This is a genomic window from Chryseobacterium sp. S90 (assembly GCF_047444895.1).
Lineage (GTDB): Bacteria > Bacteroidota > Bacteroidia > Flavobacteriales > Weeksellaceae > Chryseobacterium.
This window is the reverse complement of the sequence record NZ_JBLGCX010000009.1, coordinates 125,084-143,760: the sequence shown is the minus strand read 5'-3', so window position 1 is coordinate 143,760 and position 18,677 is coordinate 125,084. Positions and strand designations below refer to the sequence as shown.

The following is an 18,677-nucleotide window of genomic DNA, read 5'->3' as shown; positions in this document are numbered from 1 at the left end:
TTTTCTTAAAAACTTTAGATTAAACTCTCCTTAAAATCCACTTGATAAATCACAACTTTATTGAATAATTAAATCATAAAGTATAACTTTGTATAAAACGAAATGAATTTTATTCATTTTAAAACACATTAAATGCTAGAACTTGTACTATCGGCGATCATATTAGGATTCATGCTGAGCCTGGTTTTTATAGGACCTATATTTTTCCTGTTAATTGAAACCAGCTTTTCCAGAGGCCCCAGACATGCCTTGTCATTGGATCTTGGAGTTATTACTGCAGATTTATTATGTATTGTAGCAGCATATTATGCCAGTACAGATATTGTAGCTTTAATTGATAAACATCCCGGTTTCTACAGGATCACTTCCATTCTTATTTTTGTTTATGGAATTGTGATGCTGGTGACCAAGACCAAGATGCATTTGCCCGGCGAAGAAAAGATCATTGGCCAAAATTATATTAAAACATTTTTCAATGGCTTTTTCTTTAATCTTTTAAATGTAGGAGTTATTCTTTTCTGGCTGGTAACGGTAATTTCTGTGAGAAATCAATATCCGGACACCAGCAGTTTTATTTTATATATAGGGATCGTATTGGGCACTTACCTTTCAATAGATCTTGCCAAAATATTTCTTGCCAAGCAATTTCACGATAAATTAACACAAAAACTGGCCAACCAAATCAGAAGAGTTGTTGGCTGTATTCTTATTATCTTCAGTTTCTTTATCTTCCTGCAGAGTTTCAAAAAGTTCAATCAGTTTGAAAGACAGCTGGAGGAAGCCGAAAAGAAAGAAGTAAAATATCAAAAAACAGAATGAAAAAAATAATCTTTCCAAAGTCCCTTAAAAAAGGTGACAAAATAGCTGTTATTTCCCCTGCAGGAGCGGTAGATGCCTCTCAAATGGAAAAGGGAATAGAAATGATTAAAAGCAGAGGTTTTGAGCCCGTTCTTGGGGAACATCTCTACACAAGATTTTCAAACGGATATAATTATGCCGGAACAGAACAGGAAAGAATAAAAGATATCAACTGGGCTTTAAATGATACAGAGATCAGAGCGGTATGGGCTTCCAGAGGAGGCTACGGATGCCAACACCTGATTCAGCATCTGAAAATGAAAGGTTTTACAGAAAATCCTAAATGGTACATCGGGTATTCTGATAACACGGTTATACAAAGCTATCTGTTGAAAAAAGGATTCGTATCCATTCACGGGCAGACCATCAAAACATCAAGTTTCGGAGTTACTGATGAAAGCTATGATCTGATCTTTGATATTTTAAAAGGGAAAACGCCAAAATACAGCCTTGAATCACATCAATTCAATAAAGAAGGGAATATTGAAGGAGAATTAATCGGAGGGAATTTAGCCCTGGTTTATGCCCTTTTAGGAACCAAATTTTCTTTTGATTTTAAAGACAAAATCCTGTTTATTGAAGATATCGGAGAAAACTTCTATGCACTGGACCGTATGATCATGAGTCTTGAGCTGGCAGGAGTTTTCAGTAAAATCAAAGGACTTATCATCGGTGGTATGACCAATATGGGAGACGAAAAGGAAAATAAAAGCTATGAAGAAAGCTTTGATGAATTTGCCTATAAACTGATCTCGGAACGAATTTCAAAATATAAATTCCCTGTAGTATTTGGTTTCCCGAATGGACATATTAAAGATAACCGTCCGCTTTTAATTGGTGGGCAAGTTAAAATGAAGGTTGGAACTAAAGTAAAGATCGAATTTTAAAAAATACCACTCTCCTATCTCCAAACTCTTAAATATAAGATATGGCTGATCATAACGATTTAGGAAAAATAGCAGAAGATATAGCAGCCGATTACCTTCAAAAGAACGGTTGTAAAATCCTTATCAGAAACTTTCGTTTTAAACACAACGAAATTGATATCATTGCTGAAAAAGATAATCTGATTATTATCGTGGAAGTGAAAGCAAGGTCTACTGATGCTTTTATGCTGCCTCAGGAAGCTGTAACCAAAACAAAAATAAAATCAATTGTTTCTGCTGCTAATTATTATCTCGAAGAATTTAATAAAGATAAAGAAGTCAGATTTGATATTATCTCTGTGCTTCCTGATGAAAGCAGAAACTTAAAAGTTGATCACATAGTCGATGCTTTTCAGGCGTTGGATGCCAATTAATAAATCAATAACAATGTATGAAGGAACAATTATATTCTTAATAAAGTATTCCATTCATATCGTTAATAAATAATTTTATGAAGACAGTATTAATCACCGGAGCAACTTCCGGAATAGGCAAAGCCACTGCAGAGCTTCTTGCAAAACAGGGAAACAGAATTATTATCTGCGGAAGAAGAAGTGATGTTTTGGAAACTGTAAAAACAGAGCTTTCTCAATATACCGAAATATTTAGTTTATTATTTGATGTAAGGAATCTTGAAGAAGTGGAAACCGCTATTAACTCGCTTCCTGAAAATTGGAAAGGTATTGATGTTCTGATCAATAATGCAGGAAATGCCCATGGGCTGGATCCTCTTTCGACTGGTAAGACAGACGACTGGGATTCTATGATTGACGGAAATGTAAAGGGACTGCTCTATGTTTCTAAAATGATCATTCCGACTATGAAAACTAAAAATTTAGGTCATATAGTAAACATCAGTTCTGTAGCAGCAAGACAGACTTATGCCAATGGAGTAGTGTACTGTGCAACGAAGAAAGCAGTAGATGTTATTTCAGAAGGAATGAGACTGGAGCTTACCGAATTTGGAATCAAAGTAACCAATATTCAGCCGGGAGCTGTAGAAACAGATTTCTCTTTGGTAAGGTTCAAAGGTGACAGTGAGAAAGCTTCAACGGTATATGCAGGCTATGAAGCCCTGAAAGCAGAAGATATTGCCGATGCCATTGCTTACTGTGTGAATGCTCCGAAACACGTAACTGTTTCAGATATGACCATCTACCCAAGTGCCCAGGCAGAACCGAGAACGATTTATAGAAAATAGTCAAAATAATGGACTAAATTTGCAGAATATTAAAGCGATTTTGCTTTTGCAATCTTGCTGTTTAGCTTAAAACAAAAAAATGAAAATTCTATATCTGGAAACATCATCTAAAAACTGTTCAGTAGCGGTATCAGACAATGAAAAACTGCTGTGTGTGTGTGAAGAAGTTTCTGAAAACTATAAACAATCTGAAAGCCTTCATACCTATGTGGAATGGGCATTGGAAGGAGCGGGGATTGCTCTTAAAGATATTGAAGCTGTTTCTTTGGGGAAAGGTCCCGGCTCTTACACAGGATTAAGGATCGGTGCAGCCTCTGCAAAAGGATTCTGCTATGGTCTTAAAGTTCCCCTGATTGCTGTAAATTCCCTTGAAAGCATGATAGAGCCTTTTTTAGGCGTTAATTATGACTTTATAGTACCTTTGATTGATGCGAGAAGAATGGAGGTGTATACAGCCGTTTATGACGGTAGTACGGGAAAAGAATTATCTGAGACCGAAGCCAAGATTTTGGACGAAACTTCTTTTGAAGAATTTAAAGATAAAAAAGTATTGTTTGTAGGAGACGGTGCAAAAAAGGCAAAAGATATATTGAATCTTCCTGATGCTGTTTTTAACGAGACTGTTTATCCTTCTGCAAAATATCTTATCACAAAGACATTGGAAAAAATAGAGAATAAAGAATTTGAAGATATGGCTTATTTTGAGCCTTTCTATCTGAAAGATTTCCATGGAGTAAAGAAAAAGGGCTCGTAATATTTATTAGATTAGACAGAGTAGTAGATAAGAATAAGCAACTGCATAAAAAAAGCGAAGAGTACATCTTCGCTTTTTTATTTATTGAGGTCTTGGCGGTGCCTTTGAAGCTGGTTTCGTTTCTGCTGGTTTCTTATTTTTTTGCTGTTGCTGGGCAGGATTTCCCTGTTGTGGAGCAGGATCCATATTCAGGGTTTGTGTACTGATATTTTTTCCATTGTTCATTTGCGGAACGCCTGTATTCTGGGCATTAGGCTGTACGGGTGCTCCTCCTGGTTGTTGTGGAACAGCATTTCCTTTATTATCCGTTGCCTGGAAGCTGAGGTCACTTTTCAGATACACCAGCATTTCTTTAGCCCTTATACCTTCAGGAGTTTTAGAATAATTCAGGGCAATCTGTTCAAGCTGTAGAATCATTACTTCCTTTCCGTTGGCTTTTCCAGCATTAAATGCATTAAGCAGGTATAATTTAGGAACCAATGCATCCTTAGGGAATTTTTGAAGCGCCTGATCGATCACTTCCTTACTTTCTGCAAATTTTTCAGATTCATATAAGGCATAAGCTTTTTTATATTCATTTTCAACTTCTTCCGTTGATTTTACGAACGATTTGTTTTTAGGGTTTCTGGCAAATTCAGCATAAGAAGTGTAAGGATAATCCGTCAATAGAATTTGTTTTGCTTTTTCAGATGCCTGTGGATTTTTCTCATAATTCATGGCAAAAATCTCATACAATGCCTGTAGCATTACCTTTTCTTCCGGTTTTACATCTACAAGATCATACAGCGTTTTTGTCGCCAGGGGAGTGTTGGTAAAATAGTTCTGATACATGATTCCCAGACCTAAAGAAGCAGTATCCCTGTCTTTTTTCAATTGGGATAATTTACCCTGATCTGTTGGAATCTGTTCAATATAGTAAGAAGGTTCAAAACGTCTTGGATTAGGTGCTGAAGTAACTCCCAACGCTTCATTCTTCATATCTTCAATAGAAGCCATTTTCTTTGAAAAACGCCAGTTATCGGCAAGAGCACGATCTCCCCAAACTTGTTTAAAGGTAGAGGTTCCTTTGCTTACAGTTCCTGTATTTCCAAAGTAAAATCCTTTGGTAGTCACTCCGAAATCCTCAAAAGCATTAGAACTATTGGCAAAAATAGAATTAGCGCTGTAGTCTCCGGTATCAAATCCTTTGCTTCTTTCTGCACGTTTTCTTTCCAGTTCTTCTTTTTCTTCTTTAATCTTTAATTTGGCTATATATTTTGTGAAATAGTCTGTTTTCTGACCGTCGTTCATCTTTGCCAATGAAAGAATACTGTCATTCTTTTTAATCAGATAGTAATTTTTGGAAATCTTTTTAATGTATTCAGACTGATCCTTTAATAAAATCTTTGACGGCTCATAAGTCATTACTGCAAGTGCAGAATCATAATAGCTTCCGGCTCCGATATAATCATTTTTCTCCAGGTAGCTTTTTCCTATCTCATAATAAGCCAATCCACGGATCTGAGGGTCAGAAACCTTTTCAAACAACGATTTTCTGAAGAATTGCTGGGCTTCATCTTTTTTGCCTGCTTTATTGGCCATTAAACCTAAAGCATAATAAAATTCATTTTTTCTGGAACCGTAAGTCCCTTTTTTACTGATGCCTTCCAGATAGTTTTTAGCTCCTGCATAGTCACCTTTACCATTAAAAGTTTTGGCAATGGCAATCTGGGATTTTACTTCAAATTCAAAATCATTGGCATATTTATACGCTGCGGTATAGCTTTCTCTTGCTTTATCATTCTGATTCAGATTTTCTAAAACCTGGCCTCTCAGATAAGCAATTCTACTCTTTAGTTTTCTGTTGCTGTTTAGTTCAAAAGCATCATCAAGCTCTTTGGCTGCATCTTCCTTTTTACCTGCATCCAGCAGAGATTCAGAGTAGTAAATGCTCAGCAGTTTTGCATAGCTCTTATTGATATCTTCTCCTTTCAGTTTAGCAAAAGTCTCGTGAGCCCTGTGATAATCTTTGATTTGATTATAAGCAAGTCCCTGATAAATTCTTGCCAGTGCAATCCTTTTATCATCTTTCATGTGAGTAAACACATAATTCAGAGCATCCAGCGCTTCCAGGGATTTTCCTCTATAAATTCTCGCCTGGGCAAGAATCATATAAGCATCAAAAATCTGTTTGTTTTTCTCTTCACCGTTTCTGGTTACAGAATATTTATTAATCGCTTTTAAAGCTTTTGCTTCTGCAATTTCTAGAGTAGTAGCTCCTTTACCTTGTTCACCGTCAGGTCTTGCAGGGGCATTTCCCTGAGGTCCTCCCGGTATATTGGGAACTCCGGAATTTCCTCTTCCTGAAGGTCTGTTGGCTACTTCAGCCATTTTCATGGAATTTTCAGCAAAAGCTTCTGACTGTCCGAGATCACTTCCCAAAGGCTGTTCTTCATAGGTAAGAATGGGAATATAAGGTGCATAAAAATTGTCCTTATGCCCTTTATCTCTGGTTGTAAATTCACTGTTTAATGCATCTTTCGCATTAAAAAGCGTGTTGTAATATGTGGAAAATCCTTTCAATAGTTTTGATCGCTGCTCCGGCTTTTTTGTTTTGGTAGCACAGGAAGCAACGAGACATATCACTAAAAGGAACAATATATTCTTTTTCATTATTCAATATAACTCGCTAATCTGCTTTTTATTATCAGCGGTTTGCTGATTTTGTAAAAATAATAAAATTTTATAATGAATAATATTTATATTTCTTTCGGAAACATTTTATTTCTTCTTTAATCGATATTGAGAACCTTAATAATTTTTAAATCAGGGAGGTTTCTTTCAATATTTTGTAGACAAGATGGGTAGGAAGTCCCATAATTGTATAAAAGCTTCCTGTAAGACTTGTGATCTTTGCCATTCCCATCCATTCCTGAATACCATAGCTTCCCGCTTTATCGAAAGGCTTATAGTTTTGAATGTAATGGTTTATTTCTTCATCAGAGAGGTTATCAAGAGTGACATCAGCAACATCCGTTTCTGTAATGGATTTATTAGCCGTTTTGATGGTGATTCCCGTATAAACCTGATGAGTTTTTCCGGAAAGACTCTGAAGCATTTTGTATGCGTCAGCTTCATCCTTAGGTTTTCCAAGAATCTGATTATCAATAGCCACAACAGTATCAGCAGTCAGCAGAACTTCATCACCTTCCAGACGTCTGAAAGCATCTGCTTTTAAATCAGACAGATAAGCTGCAGCTTCTTCTATTTTTATATGTTCCGGAAGAATTTCTTCACAATCTATTTTTACGACTTCAAATTCGAAACCCAGGCTTGAAAGAAGCTCTTTTCTTCTTGGTGATTGAGATGCTAAAAGTAATTTCATACCGTATTATACAGATTGAGTGTTATCATCATGCCAATTGCCCTGAACTTTCATTACCTGTTCAATCACATCGCGTACTGCTCCGGCTCCTCCTTTTTTCGGGGAAATATAATTGGAGATTCCTTTTACCTCAGGAACTGCATTTTCAGGACATGCCGCAATAGCTGAACTTTCCATAATATGAATATCCGGAAGATCATCACCCATGGTCAGGATTTCCTCATTTTTAAGATTGTGTTTCTTCTTAAAATCTTCAAAATCCTCTATTTTGTTGTGGGATTTCGGATAGTAATCCTGTATACCCAGATAATTGATTCTATGTTTTACCATCTCATCATTTCCTCCGGTAATCACTCCGATCAGATAATTATTTTTTAATGCTTTCACTACTGCATATCCGTCCAGAACATTCATTACCCTGCACATATTTCCTCCGGGAAGCAGATAAACACTTCCGTCTGTGAAAACTCCGTCAACATCAAATACAAATGCCTTAATATCTTTTAATTTCTCTTTATAACTCATACATTTTCTGAATAGAATGATTCATTGTTTTATAAATTTCAAGACTTTCGTCTTTTAATAACTGTTCATGCAGCTGTAAAATTCTTACATCATTTCTCACTGCCGGGCCGGTCTGTGCCTGTTTAGGTTCAATTTCATAAATTTTCTGAACCGTTTCATCAATCAATGGTAAGAAATAATCAAACGGAATATCCTGAGAATCCGAAATTTCTTTAGCCCTGGAAAAAAGATGATTCACAAAATTGCAGGCGAAAACAGCTGTCAAATGAATATATTTTCTTTTTTCGTGGCTGCTTTCCATTACTTTCTCTGAAACCTGTGAAGCAAGGTCAAGCAATATTTTCTGGTCTTCTTCATTTTCAGCTTCTACAAAAAACGGAATTTTTTCATATTCCAGTTCTTTTGATTTTGAAAAGGTCTGTAAAGGGTAGAAGCTGGCTTTCCTGTATTCACCAGACAAAACTTCTTTTGGAAGCGATCCTGAAGTATGGGCAACCAAAGAATCTTTTTTGGTAATGATCTTTGAAACTTCTTCTACAGAATGATCACTTACACATATGATATAAAGATCCGCTTCCTCCAGATGATCTGTGGAATAAGGAATGTTCAATTCTTCTGAAATTTTACTTAATTCTTTTTCGTTCCTGCCAAAAATCTGGGCCAGGGGAATGCTTTTCAAAGTAAAAGCTTTTGCCATATGATAGGCTACATTTCCGGAACCGATAATTACAATTTGCATATAACAAATATAAGATTTTAAGCTGAGCCGGGAAAGGAACAAGGGCTCAGAAATCCTGTACTTAAATATAGGCACGTTTATTGCGTAAGTGTCTCATATTATTTTAAATATTTAATTGAAAATTGAAGATTTAATTTAACTTTCAGTTATTTTTGTAATCCAAAACAATGTAAGGCATCTTATGAAGATTAAGGACGCGGAGATTATTTCGTTGATGCAGAATCCACGGACCCAGGATAAAGGAGTCCGGGCCTTGATGGATGCCTATCAAAGCAGATTGTACTGGCACATAAGAAGAATTATTGTGGACGGAGATCTTGCACAGGATACTTTGCAGGAAACTTTTATAAAAGCTTATCAAAATTTTCATCAGTTCAAAAATGATAGCCAGCTGTATACCTGGTTGTACAGAATTGCAACCAACGAAGCATTACAGCAGGTAAACAAAATGAAGAAAATGCAGAAAACTGATGAAGATCCGGAGTATCACATGCAGAATCTTGTAGCTGACAATACGGAAGGAGATGCCGAAGAAATACAGATTTTGCTGCAGAGCGCTATACAAAGCCTGCCTGAAAAGCAGAAACTGGTATTTATGATGCGGTATTATGATGATTTACCCTACGAAGAAATATCAAAAATTGTAGATATGTCAGTAGGAACTTTGAAAACGAATTATCATTATGCCAAACAAAAAATAGAAGATTATATTAAAGAAAATTACGAAAGATAATTTTTGATCCCAACAAAGATGAAAGAGTTCGACATAGAAAAATTAGAGCGTAAGAACATTTACACAGTTCCTGATAATATGTTTGAAAATATTCAGGAGAACGTTATGAATGATATAAAGACAAGTAAAAAAGCACCTGTCTTTAAGCTGAACTGGATGTATGCTGCAGCGGCATCACTGGCTTTGATCTTTGGTGCAACTTATGTTTTCAATTCGGATAATGATTCTACTCAGAAAGGATTGAATTCTGAAACAACATATGCTGCCAGTACCAAAGAGCCAAAAACAGAAGGTGAACTTGCTTACGAAACTTTAAAATCTGATTTAACTTCTGTTGAAAATAATAATCAAACAGTTGAAAATCAAAAGAGTAATGATGTTTATGCTTATAAAAGTGTAAACGAAACTGAAAAAACAATTGATACACCCAAACCGGTGAAAGCCGTGAAGAAAAAAGAAGAAACACGAATGAATGAATATCTGGACTCGTTTTCTAACTCTGAAATTGCAGAGTTAGCAAGTAATTCGACTCAGGACGTTTATTTGGATATTTATAATTAAAAGAAAATGAAAAAGATATTATTGACGTTTTTGATTATTTATGGCTTTGGATTAAATGCCCAAAGAACTGATTACGACTGGAAAAAGATGGATCCTAAGCAGAGGAAAGAAGTCATCAATAATCTTTCTCCGGAAGAGAGAAAAGACTTGCTGAAGAAATTCAGGAACAATATGATTATGGATAATCTGAATGTCGATCCGGGTGATAAAGCCGAATTTACACAATTATATAACGAATATCTGGATAGCCAGAAGCAAATAAAAAGTCAGTTTAATTCAAGCTTTGATCCTGAAACTCTAACGGATGAAGAAGCAAAAGCTAAATTACAGCAAAGCTTTGAAGTAGGACAAAAACTGTTGGATAACAGAAAAAAATATGCTGAAAAAATGCAGCAGGTAATTCCCTGCCAGAAAGTTCTGAAGCTGTTTCAATCTGAGAAAATGATGAAGGATAAGATGGATGAAAGAAACCCTCATGGACATAATAATGCTTCGGGACCTAAACAGAACCCATAATAGTTTATTTTTTTAATGTTGGACGGCTCTTACAGATCTTTCTGTGAGAGCCGTTTAATTATTTATCAAAATTTTTAATTTTGTTGAAAAACAAATATGAAAAAAAGACTCTTATTTTTCCTGTTCCCTATCTTTATTTCTGCTCAAAAATATCAATTTATAGAGCTCAGAAAGAGTATAAAAGATAAAAATCATACTGCTGAATCTCTTACATTACTTGACAGAAGAGAGGATAAATTCATTGGAATTGTATCTCATAGAAAAGATCCCTATGAAGTAAAATTTGAAAAGGATGATCTGGAAAAATTATTTTCAGACTGGTTTATAGAATATAATAAAGAGCGTGGAAGTAATCAATATTTCTTTATGCTGGAGCATTTAAAAGTTGAAGATATACCAACAGAAAGATCAATTAAGGGGCATTTGGAGATGCGGATAGCAACTTTTCTTAAAAAAAATAATCAATATTATTTTCTTAAAAAAAATAGAATTTCAAAAGATTATCAACAGAAAGATCACGCTTATATTACAAGAGCAATAGCTGCCAGTATATCAGCAGAATTTTCTAATATAATAAAGGATTCTTACGATACAAAAGAGTTGAATATTCCAATTTCTGAGACGGATATGGAAAATTATGAAAAGGTAATATCTGGAAAATTGCCAATTTTTAGTTCAGAGTCTTTTACAGATGGTGTTTATAAAGATTATGAATCATTTGCGATGCAAAAGCCGGATAAGGAGCTTATGGTACGAAAGAATAAAGACGGGGTAATTAAAGGAGTGAAAAGAGTTGATGATTATGATAATTTAAGCAGAGAAGTTTTTGCAGTTGTTGATAATGGGCTTGCCTATAAAAAAACACCCACAAGTCTCATTGAAATTGAAAAAGACAATAATGGTTTCTTTATAATGGCATCCGAAGAGGAGTTATTTCCACAGAATAATACAATGACCATTGCAGGAGCAGCCTCTTTTGGTATAATAGGCGGTATAATAGGTGCTGTAATAGATGTTGCTTCTTCAAAAGCCCGCAAACAGAATGCAAAGTATTATAGAGTTGGAATTGATGCACTCACAGGGGAGTATATTTTACCAGAAAATTTTGGTAGATCAAAGTAAAAATAATTCCGTTTTTGGATTTTGAATACAATTTTTCTGTTCAAATTTTCATTGATAAAATAAGTGGGCGAAAGAGTTTTGATTTAATATTTTTAAGTTGAATGATAAGTTAATTTATGCTTATAAATTATGTGTGATAAATTCACTTTCATTTTCTTATCTTTGCAAATTACAAGATTCTTAAATGAAAAACATACGAAATTTTTGCATAATCGCTCATATCGACCACGGTAAAAGTACCCTGGCAGACCGTCTATTGGAGTACACGAATACGGTGACCCAAAGAGAACTTCAGTCTCAGACGCTTGATGATATGGATTTGGAGAAAGAACGTGGGATTACCATCAAGTCACACGCCATCCAGATGGATTATGAGTATAAAGGAGAAAAATATATTCTAAACCTTATTGATACACCGGGACACGTTGACTTTTCTTATGAAGTATCCCGTTCTATTGCTGCCTGTGAAGGTGCTCTTCTTATCGTAGATGCTGCACAGAGTATTCAGGCACAAACCATCAGTAACCTTTATTTAGCATTGGAAAATGATTTAACAATTATTCCTATTCTGAATAAAATTGACCTTCCGTCTGCAAATCCTGAAGAAGTAACCGATGAGATTATGAATCTTATCGGATGTGAATATGAAGATGTATTAAGAGTTTCTGGGAAAACAGGAGAAGGCGTTCATCATCTTCTGGAGCAGATTGTAGAAAGAATTCCTGCACCGGTAGGAAATCCTGACGGACCACTTCAAGCTTTGATTTTTGACTCGGTTTATAACCCATTCAGAGGAATTGAAGCTTATTTCAAAGTAGTAAATGGAAGCATTTCTAAAAACGAGAAGATTAAATTTTTTGCAACCGGAAAAGAATATGGAGCTGATGAGGTAGGTACACTAAAACTGAAGCAGGTTCCAAAGAAAACAATTCAATGTGGAGACGTAGGATATCTGGTTTCCGGGATTAAAGATGCCCGTGAAGTAAAAGTAGGTGATACCATTACTTCTTTTGAAAAACCTGCTGATGGACCGATTGATGGATTTGAGGAAGTAAAACCAATGGTATTTGCCGGTATTTATCCGATTGATTCTGAGGATTTTGAAGAACTGAGGTTCTCCCTTGAAAAATTAAGACTGAACGATGCTTCTCTGGTTTTTGAGCCGGAAAGTTCTGCCGCTCTTGGTTTTGGTTTCCGTTGCGGATTCTTAGGAATGCTTCACATGGAAATTGTTCAGGAACGTCTTGACAGAGAGTTCAATATGAACGTGATCACTACAGTACCGAACGTATCTTATTTTGGATATACTAAAAAAGAACCTGAAGTTCCGATTCTGATCAACAACCCATCAGAAATGATGGACCCTTCAACGATGGATAGAGTAGAAGAACCTTTCATCAAGGCTTCAATCATTACAAAATCTGATTTTGTTGGAGCCGTAATGACTTTATGTATTGAAAAAAGAGGTGAGATCGTTAACCAAAGTTATCTGACATCAGAAAGAGTTGAATTGATTTTCAATATGCCACTTGCTGAGGTTGTTTTCGACTTCTATGACAGATTAAAATCAATCTCTAAAGGATATGCTTCATTCGACTATCACCCGATCGGATTCAGAGCTTCCAAGCTTGTAAAAATGGATATCCTGATCAATGGTGATATGGTAGATGCATTGTCTTCATTGATTCACGATTCTAATGCTTATTATATCGGTAAAAGGATGTGTGAAAAGCTTCGTGAACTGATTCCGAGACAACAGTTTGATATTGCTGTTCAGGCGGCATTAGGGACTAAAGTAATCGCAAGAGAAACTATTAAGGCCTTAAGAAAAGACGTTACTGCAAAATGTTATGGTGGGGATATCTCCAGAAAGCGTAAGCTATTGGAAAAGCAGAAAGAAGGTAAGAAGAAAATGAAGCAGATTGGTAGAGTAGAAGTACCACAGTCAGCTTTCATGGCTGTATTAAAGCTAAATGACTAATTCATTATAAATAAAAACCGCTTCATCTGAAGCGGTTTTTTTATTTCTTGATTTATTTTTTACGGGTATATTTTATTTCCATTGTTTTGTATTCTTTTCCGGTTTTGGAATCAGGGCCGTACATTTCCAGCTTTTGATTATTATCATCTACAAATGTGAAAACTTCTCTGAAATCACAATCCTTTCCAGGTCTTGAAGGATCCGTCATTTTTCCCTTAAATTCAACTGATTTTGTGGAAGCATTCCAGTCTCCTTCGCTATGCATGATTCCGGTTCCCATATTGTCTATCCATGTGCTGACAAACTTCTTCTTTGCGTTGTCGTATCCTACAATACTCATCCCTTCAAAAGGCATTCCCATAAAATTTCCTTTGTGGTTTGTAATCTGATAACGCCCGCCATACATCATTTTATTAGTAGCCTCGGATTTACTTACCATAGGTTTTCCTCCATTTTCCATCCACATGGTAGTTTCTCCGTTCCAGTTCCCATCAGATTTTGCCAGCATTTTCTGCATTTCCCCGGGAGTGGCATATTCCGTCCAGTTTTTCATAGCTGTTGCAGAATCTACAGGTTTCCATTCAGAGTTTGCTGCAGTAGAATCTGTTTTATCAGAACCATTGGCAGCTGTTGTTTTTCCTTTTTCACATGCTGTTAATAAAAAAGCAACAGAAAGAATTGTTAATACATTTTTCATAATAATTTAGTTTTAAGATGGTTAGAATAATATCTTAAAGATAGGAACTTTTATTATAACCGAAATTATTTTTTAATTTGAGCATAAATCGTAGCTTTGTGTATTCGTAACGCAAATTAATTTATGGAGTCTCCAAAAAAATTACAGGATATAAAAGTGGCTGTAGATGCCGTTATTTTCGGATATTTTGATAAAAAAGATCTTCAGATTCTTCTGATTAAAAGAAATATTGAACCTTTTAAAGGTGGCTGGGCACTGCCCGGAGGACTTGTTCTTGATGATGAAAGTGTAGATGACGCAGTAAAAAGAGAACTCTATGAAGAAGCAGGCATAAAACCTGATTTTCTGGAACAACTCTATACCTTTGGTAATCTGGGTCGTGATCCGAGAAATAGGGTCGTTTCTATAGCTTATCTGGGCCTTGTGAATCCATCTTATCATGAACTGTTTGCAGACTCTGATGCGGAAGATGCACAATGGTTTAGTATTAATAAACTTCCTTCAGTGGCATTTGACCACAAAACAATCATTGAGACTGCGCTAAAAAGACTTCGTACCAAAATTCAATACCAGCCGATCGGCTTCAATCTTCTCAATGAAGAATTTCCCTTTTCAGACCTTGAAAACCTGTATAAAACGATTGTTGGACAGGAAATCGACAGAAGGAATTTCCGTAAGAAAATCATGAGCTACGGACTTCTGAATGAAACCAACAACGTTAAAAAGGAAGGAAGCGGAAGACCCGGAAAGCTTTTTACTTTCAATAAAGAAAAATATCAAGAGCTGGAAGAACAGGGTTTTTATTTTGAAATTAAATAGTTGTTTTCAAACACTAATTTCACTAATAATTCTGCACTAATGTTCACAAATATATTGGAGCTTAACATATATACTTTAATAAACTCATCAAAACACATTCAATAGGAACGGGCTTTAGCCCGTTTTTTTATGATTAATTCCATCGGCTTAGGCTAAACACACTAAAGATTTGTGCCATTTGTGATAAAAATTTGTGTTATTTGTATTTTATAAAATTAAATTTTTATATCTGTAAATCAATTAATTACATGTATTAGCGTAAAATTAACACAAATAAATTTGGAGCAAAGACTGATAATATTTTAAATTTGTGTAGAAATAACGCAATCATGAAATACACCATACAAAATATTACAGAACGTTTTCAGAAGAAAGAAAGGATAAAGTTTCTCTTTTTCTGGGGGCATACGGCAAAGGACGTTGTAACCAAATCATGCTTCAGTCAATGGTTTCCTGGAAAATTTGAAGAAAACGGGATCATATATAAAACAGCAGAACATTATATGATGGCAGGAAAAGCAAGATTATTTAATGATCCTGAAACGGAAGAAGAAATCTTAAAGGCCGCTACTCCCAACCAGGCAAAAGCTTTAGGACGTAAAGTAAAAAACTTTGATCCGAAACTTTGGGATGAACATAAATACGAAATTGTAACCCAGGGAAATCTTTTGAAATTCTCTCAAAATCAGAAATTTAAAGAATTTCTCTTGTCAACCGGAGATAAAACTCTAGTAGAAGCAAGTCCGTATGACAGAATCTGGGGTATCGGAATGCTGGAAACGGATAGCAGAGCAGAAAATCCTCTGCTCTGGAACGGAGAAAATCTCTTAGGATTTGCTTTGATGGAAGTCAGAGACCAATTAAGAAAGTAAAAACAACACCAACACAAAATAGGAATCATGGAAAAAATAGAACTGCACCCACAGATATTTCTGATTGAAGATTTTTTGACCGAAACAGAATGCGATCACTATATCAATCTCTCACAGGAAAAAGTTTTTGAAGAAGCAAAAATTAATGTATTTGGACGCCAGCAGATGAATAAAGGAGTCAGAAATAATGACAGGCTGATGATCTTTGATGAAGCAATGGCTGAAGATCTGTTTAAAAAAGCATCCGAATTTCTACCTAAGGAACACGATGGATATCAGATTCTTAACTTTAATGAAATGCTAAGGGTTTATAAATATGCTCCAGGTCAGCAATTCAAAATGCACAGGGATGGAAGCTATATCCGAAATGAAAAAGAAAGAAGTTTTTACACCTTTATGATCTACCTGAATGATGATTTTGAAGGAGGAGAAACAGAATTTGAAAATCTGTTTACAGTGGCTCCGAAGAAAGGAACAGCTCTTATTTTTCATCACCCTTTGAGACATGAAGGAAAGACCTTGATTAGTGGAATAAAGTATGTTTTAAGAACGGATATCATGTATTCCAGGTAATAGCCATCCTTTAAAAAAGAAGGCATTACTATGTCTTGTTTAATTAGCGTAATATCAACACAAATAAATATATTGGTCTATGGAAGATGAATTAAAGCCCAGATTTATCGAATCATTACAAAGAAATAATGATCAGATCAGAGAGGATAGAGCAAAGATCATCGGAGCAGATTCCGAATTGATTTACAGACGCAGAGTTGAAGATATCGAATTAAAAATCAAAAGACTTGAGCGCGAACAGGAAGGGCTTATTGATATCAGTCCTTTGGACAGAAACAGTCTGACATTTGCGGATTTCAATCCCGAAGCATTCGTTCAGAAAGACATGGAATTATCATTAACAATCAGAAATCTGAATATTCAGCTTGAAGTAACCCAAAAGAGATTTGAATATTTATTTGGAAAAACACTATAGTCATGGGAAGTACAAGATATGATTTAGACGCTCGTTATGACAGAGCAAGAAAAGCAGGTTACGGAACAAAATCCGCGGGAGAAATTTTCACCCAGAATTCGAAAAGAATGGCCCACGAATCCATGAATCCTCACGGAATTTCTTTCAGAGAATCCAGAGATTCGGAAGTTCATCCTAACTCAGTTCCCATTATTTTAGGACTGGATGTTACAGGAAGTATGGGACATATCCCTCATGAACTGATCAGAGACGGCTTACCTAAACTGATGGGGGGAATTATTCAGGGAGGCGTTCCCGATCCGGCTTTACTCTTTCTTGGAATCGGAGACCATGAATGTGATGGTTACCCGCTTCAGGTGGGACAGTTTGAGTCTGGAGATGCAGAACTGGATATGTGGCTTACCCGCACCTATATTGAATCCGGAGGAGGAGGAAATGCTGGAGAAAGCTATCTGTTAGCATGGTATTTTGCAGCGTTCCATACCAGAACAGATGCCTTTGAAAAAAGAAAACAAAAAGGATTGCTGTTTACCGTGGGAGATGAGCCTTGTTTAAAGATACTTCCTGCTTCCGCAATCAGAGAAATTATGGGAAAAGGACAGCAAACCTATACCCATCTCGAGTTGCTCGAAGAAGTAAAAAAGAAATACGAAGTATACCATATCAGTGTTTTGCACTCAGATCAGGCATTGAGAGCAGACAGAGGATGGAGAGATTTATTAGGGCAAAATTGTATCTCTATAGAAGATCACAGAGAAATTCCGAATGTTATTAAAGGAATCATCTGCGATAGATTTAAAAACTCAACCTTTGGAACAACAGGAACAGAAGGTTTGGATCAATTTAAAATGCTTTAAAACAGAGCAATTGCCATCAGGAAAATTAGAAGCACAAATAATATTGGCAAAAGCTTTCAAAAAATAAAAAGGACATGAAAAAGGCGCAAATAGTAATAGGACTTGGTTTTGGTGATGAAGGGAAAGGGATCACTACAGATTTTCTGGCTTCTCAAAATCCGGAGGCGGTGGTAATCCGGTTTTCAGGAGGTCAGCAGGCTGCTCATACAGTGATGATTGATGATAGAAAGCATGTCCATTCAAGCTTTGCAAGCGGTTCTCTTCGTGGATTACCTTCTTATTTTACAGAACATTGCACTGTTCATCCGGTTTTTCTGCTCAATGAGAGAGAAGAACTAAAAGCAAAGAACGGAAATATTGAACTTCATATTCATCCACTGGCAAAGGTTACTACTCCTTTTGACGTTTGGCAGAACAGAACGAATGCAAGAAACCTGGAACACGGAACCTGCGGAAAAGGAATAGGAGCAACCATGAAAAGGTACGAAAGCCCTTATAAATTGTTTGCCATAGATCTGATTGCGCCGAGAGAAATGCTGATGGAAAAGCTAAAAGGTATCGCTTATTATTACGGTTTTGTAGATGAAAAAGAAGTTGATGAACTTTTACATCCTTTTTTAGAAGCTGTTGACAGCATTGATTGGAAAATAAATGATTATACCTGGCTTGCTTCATTCAATCATCTTATTTTTGAAGGGAGCCAGGGTATTTTACTCGATATGGATCATGGCGTTTTTCCCAATGTAACCTATGCTTATACCACTTCAAAAAATGCCTGCGAAATCTGTAAGCTTTTAAAAGTTGAAGATATTGAAATGTTTTATGTCACAAGAAGTTATTCAACCCGACATGGAAACGGCTGGATGAGCAACGAAAAAGAAATGAATCTCAGAAATAATGAAGAAGAAACCTGTACATTTAATGAATATCAGAAGGAGTTAAGAACAGGAGAAATAGATTATAACCTGTTGAATTATGCTTTAAAACTGGATGCAGCCTATGTATTTTCAAGTAAAAAGAACCTTGTTGTTACCTGTCTGGATCAGATTGATGAAAAATTTAAAGTAGAAAATCTTGATGTGGAATTTGATGCGGTATATGGATCTTATTCTCCTTATTCAAAAGATTTTAAGCAGATTTTATAGTTTTAATAAAAGATAACAA

At 35.7% G+C, this 18,677-nt stretch carries 21 protein-coding genes; 16 read left to right on the top strand and 5 right to left on the bottom strand.

Annotation, left to right across the window (positions count from 1 at the left end; genetic code table 11):
• Window positions 1-132 precede the first annotated feature (132 nt).
• The 5 genes from ACLMCG_RS20525 to tsaB all read left to right on the top strand — a co-directional run bounded on the left by ACLMCG_RS20525 (window position 133) and on the right by tsaB (window position 3,739).
• Window positions 133-819, top strand: coding sequence for a LysE family translocator (locus ACLMCG_RS20525; protein WP_047422033.1), 687 nt, complete (start codon window positions 133-135; stop codon window positions 817-819).
• Window positions 816-1,745: a S66 peptidase family protein gene (locus ACLMCG_RS20520; protein ID WP_413960992.1), complete on the top strand. Its 930-nt coding sequence runs from the start codon at window positions 816-818 to the stop codon at window positions 1,743-1,745. Before ACLMCG_RS20525 ends, ACLMCG_RS20520 begins: the two co-directional genes overlap by 4 nt.
• 41 nt (window positions 1,746-1,786) lie before the next feature.
• On the top strand, window positions 1,787-2,158 hold the full coding sequence (locus ACLMCG_RS20515) for a YraN family protein (protein ID WP_413960991.1): 372 nt from the start codon (window positions 1,787-1,789) through the stop codon (window positions 2,156-2,158).
• 77 nt (window positions 2,159-2,235) lie between these two features.
• Entirely contained in the window at window positions 2,236-2,985 is a 750-nt protein-coding gene (locus ACLMCG_RS20510) for an SDR family NAD(P)-dependent oxidoreductase (RefSeq protein WP_413960990.1), read from the top strand.
• A gap of 79 nt (window positions 2,986-3,064) precedes the next feature.
• Window positions 3,065-3,739: a tRNA (adenosine(37)-N6)-threonylcarbamoyltransferase complex dimerization subunit type 1 TsaB gene (tsaB, locus tag ACLMCG_RS20505; protein WP_413960989.1), complete on the top strand. Its 675-nt coding sequence runs from the start codon at window positions 3,065-3,067 to the stop codon at window positions 3,737-3,739.
• An 81-nt stretch (window positions 3,740-3,820) separates the two neighbouring features.
• On the opposite strand, the gene ACLMCG_RS20500 is transcribed toward tsaB, so the two are convergent.
• The 4 genes from ACLMCG_RS20500 to ACLMCG_RS20485 all read right to left on the bottom strand — a co-directional run bounded on the left by ACLMCG_RS20500 (window position 3,821) and on the right by ACLMCG_RS20485 (window position 8,367).
• Entirely contained in the window at window positions 3,821-6,391 is a 2,571-nt protein-coding gene (locus ACLMCG_RS20500; RefSeq protein ID WP_413960988.1) for a tetratricopeptide repeat protein, read from the bottom strand.
• 148 nt (window positions 6,392-6,539) lie between these two features.
• Window positions 6,540-7,103, bottom strand: coding sequence for a Maf family protein (locus ACLMCG_RS20495; protein WP_413960987.1), 564 nt, complete (start codon window positions 7,101-7,103; stop codon window positions 6,540-6,542).
• 6 nt (window positions 7,104-7,109) lie between these two features.
• The gene (locus ACLMCG_RS20490; RefSeq protein ID WP_413960986.1) at window positions 7,110-7,628 is read right to left on the bottom strand and encodes a KdsC family phosphatase; all 519 of its coding nucleotides are present in this window, start codon (window positions 7,626-7,628) and stop codon (window positions 7,110-7,112) included.
• Window positions 7,618-8,367, bottom strand: a complete 750-nt coding sequence (locus ACLMCG_RS20485) for a Rossmann-like and DUF2520 domain-containing protein (RefSeq protein ID WP_223598168.1) — start codon at window positions 8,365-8,367, stop codon at window positions 7,618-7,620. Before ACLMCG_RS20485 ends, ACLMCG_RS20490 begins: the two co-directional genes overlap by 11 nt.
• Before the next feature lie 181 nt (window positions 8,368-8,548).
• Between ACLMCG_RS20485 and ACLMCG_RS20480 the strand changes: the two genes are divergently transcribed.
• The 5 genes from ACLMCG_RS20480 to lepA all read left to right on the top strand — a co-directional run bounded on the left by ACLMCG_RS20480 (window position 8,549) and on the right by lepA (window position 13,280).
• The gene (locus ACLMCG_RS20480) at window positions 8,549-9,100 is read left to right on the top strand and encodes an RNA polymerase sigma factor (protein WP_047377935.1); all 552 of its coding nucleotides are present in this window, start codon (window positions 8,549-8,551) and stop codon (window positions 9,098-9,100) included.
• An 18-nt stretch (window positions 9,101-9,118) separates the two neighbouring features.
• Window positions 9,119-9,661 carry a hypothetical protein gene (locus ACLMCG_RS20475; RefSeq protein WP_413960985.1) on the top strand — a complete coding sequence of 181 codons (543 nt, stop codon included), beginning with the start codon at window positions 9,119-9,121 and terminating at the stop codon, window positions 9,659-9,661.
• Between the two features lie 6 nt (window positions 9,662-9,667).
• The gene (locus ACLMCG_RS20470) at window positions 9,668-10,177 is read left to right on the top strand and encodes a hypothetical protein (RefSeq protein ID WP_413960984.1); all 510 of its coding nucleotides are present in this window, start codon (window positions 9,668-9,670) and stop codon (window positions 10,175-10,177) included.
• A gap of 96 nt (window positions 10,178-10,273) precedes the next feature.
• Window positions 10,274-11,299, top strand: a complete 1,026-nt coding sequence (locus ACLMCG_RS20465; protein ID WP_413960983.1) for a hypothetical protein — start codon at window positions 10,274-10,276, stop codon at window positions 11,297-11,299.
• A 184-nt stretch (window positions 11,300-11,483) separates the two neighbouring features.
• Complete coding sequence (gene lepA / locus ACLMCG_RS20460) at window positions 11,484-13,280, top strand: translation elongation factor 4 (protein ID WP_047422022.1); 1,797 nt, start codon at window positions 11,484-11,486, stop codon at window positions 13,278-13,280.
• 52 nt (window positions 13,281-13,332) lie between these two features.
• On the opposite strand, the gene ACLMCG_RS20455 is transcribed toward lepA, so the two are convergent.
• Window positions 13,333-13,977 (bottom strand): DUF1579 domain-containing protein, encoded by a 645-nt coding sequence (locus ACLMCG_RS20455; RefSeq protein ID WP_413960982.1) that lies wholly within the window; start codon window positions 13,975-13,977, stop codon window positions 13,333-13,335.
• 123 nt (window positions 13,978-14,100) lie between these two features.
• Between ACLMCG_RS20455 and ACLMCG_RS20450 the strand changes: the two genes are divergently transcribed.
• The 6 genes from ACLMCG_RS20450 to ACLMCG_RS20425 all read left to right on the top strand — a co-directional run bounded on the left by ACLMCG_RS20450 (window position 14,101) and on the right by ACLMCG_RS20425 (window position 18,658).
• Window positions 14,101-14,796 carry an NrtR DNA-binding winged helix domain-containing protein gene (locus ACLMCG_RS20450; RefSeq protein WP_413960981.1) on the top strand — a complete coding sequence of 232 codons (696 nt, stop codon included), beginning with the start codon at window positions 14,101-14,103 and terminating at the stop codon, window positions 14,794-14,796.
• A gap of 329 nt (window positions 14,797-15,125) precedes the next feature.
• On the top strand, window positions 15,126-15,668 hold the full coding sequence (locus ACLMCG_RS20445; protein ID WP_413960980.1) for an NADAR family protein: 543 nt from the start codon (window positions 15,126-15,128) through the stop codon (window positions 15,666-15,668).
• A 27-nt stretch (window positions 15,669-15,695) separates the two neighbouring features.
• Window positions 15,696-16,241, top strand: a complete 546-nt coding sequence (locus tag ACLMCG_RS20440) for a 2OG-Fe(II) oxygenase (protein WP_413960979.1) — start codon at window positions 15,696-15,698, stop codon at window positions 16,239-16,241.
• Window positions 16,242-16,320: 79 nt separating this feature from the next.
• On the top strand, window positions 16,321-16,656 hold the full coding sequence (locus tag ACLMCG_RS20435) for a hypothetical protein (RefSeq protein ID WP_114819600.1): 336 nt from the start codon (window positions 16,321-16,323) through the stop codon (window positions 16,654-16,656).
• Between the two features lie 2 nt (window positions 16,657-16,658).
• The gene (locus ACLMCG_RS20430; RefSeq protein WP_413960978.1) at window positions 16,659-17,513 is read left to right on the top strand and encodes a hypothetical protein; all 855 of its coding nucleotides are present in this window, start codon (window positions 16,659-16,661) and stop codon (window positions 17,511-17,513) included.
• Window positions 17,514-17,587: 74 nt separating this feature from the next.
• Window positions 17,588-18,658 carry an adenylosuccinate synthetase gene (locus ACLMCG_RS20425; RefSeq protein ID WP_413960977.1) on the top strand — a complete coding sequence of 357 codons (1,071 nt, stop codon included), beginning with the start codon at window positions 17,588-17,590 and terminating at the stop codon, window positions 18,656-18,658.
• Window positions 18,659-18,677: the final 19 nt, after the last annotated feature.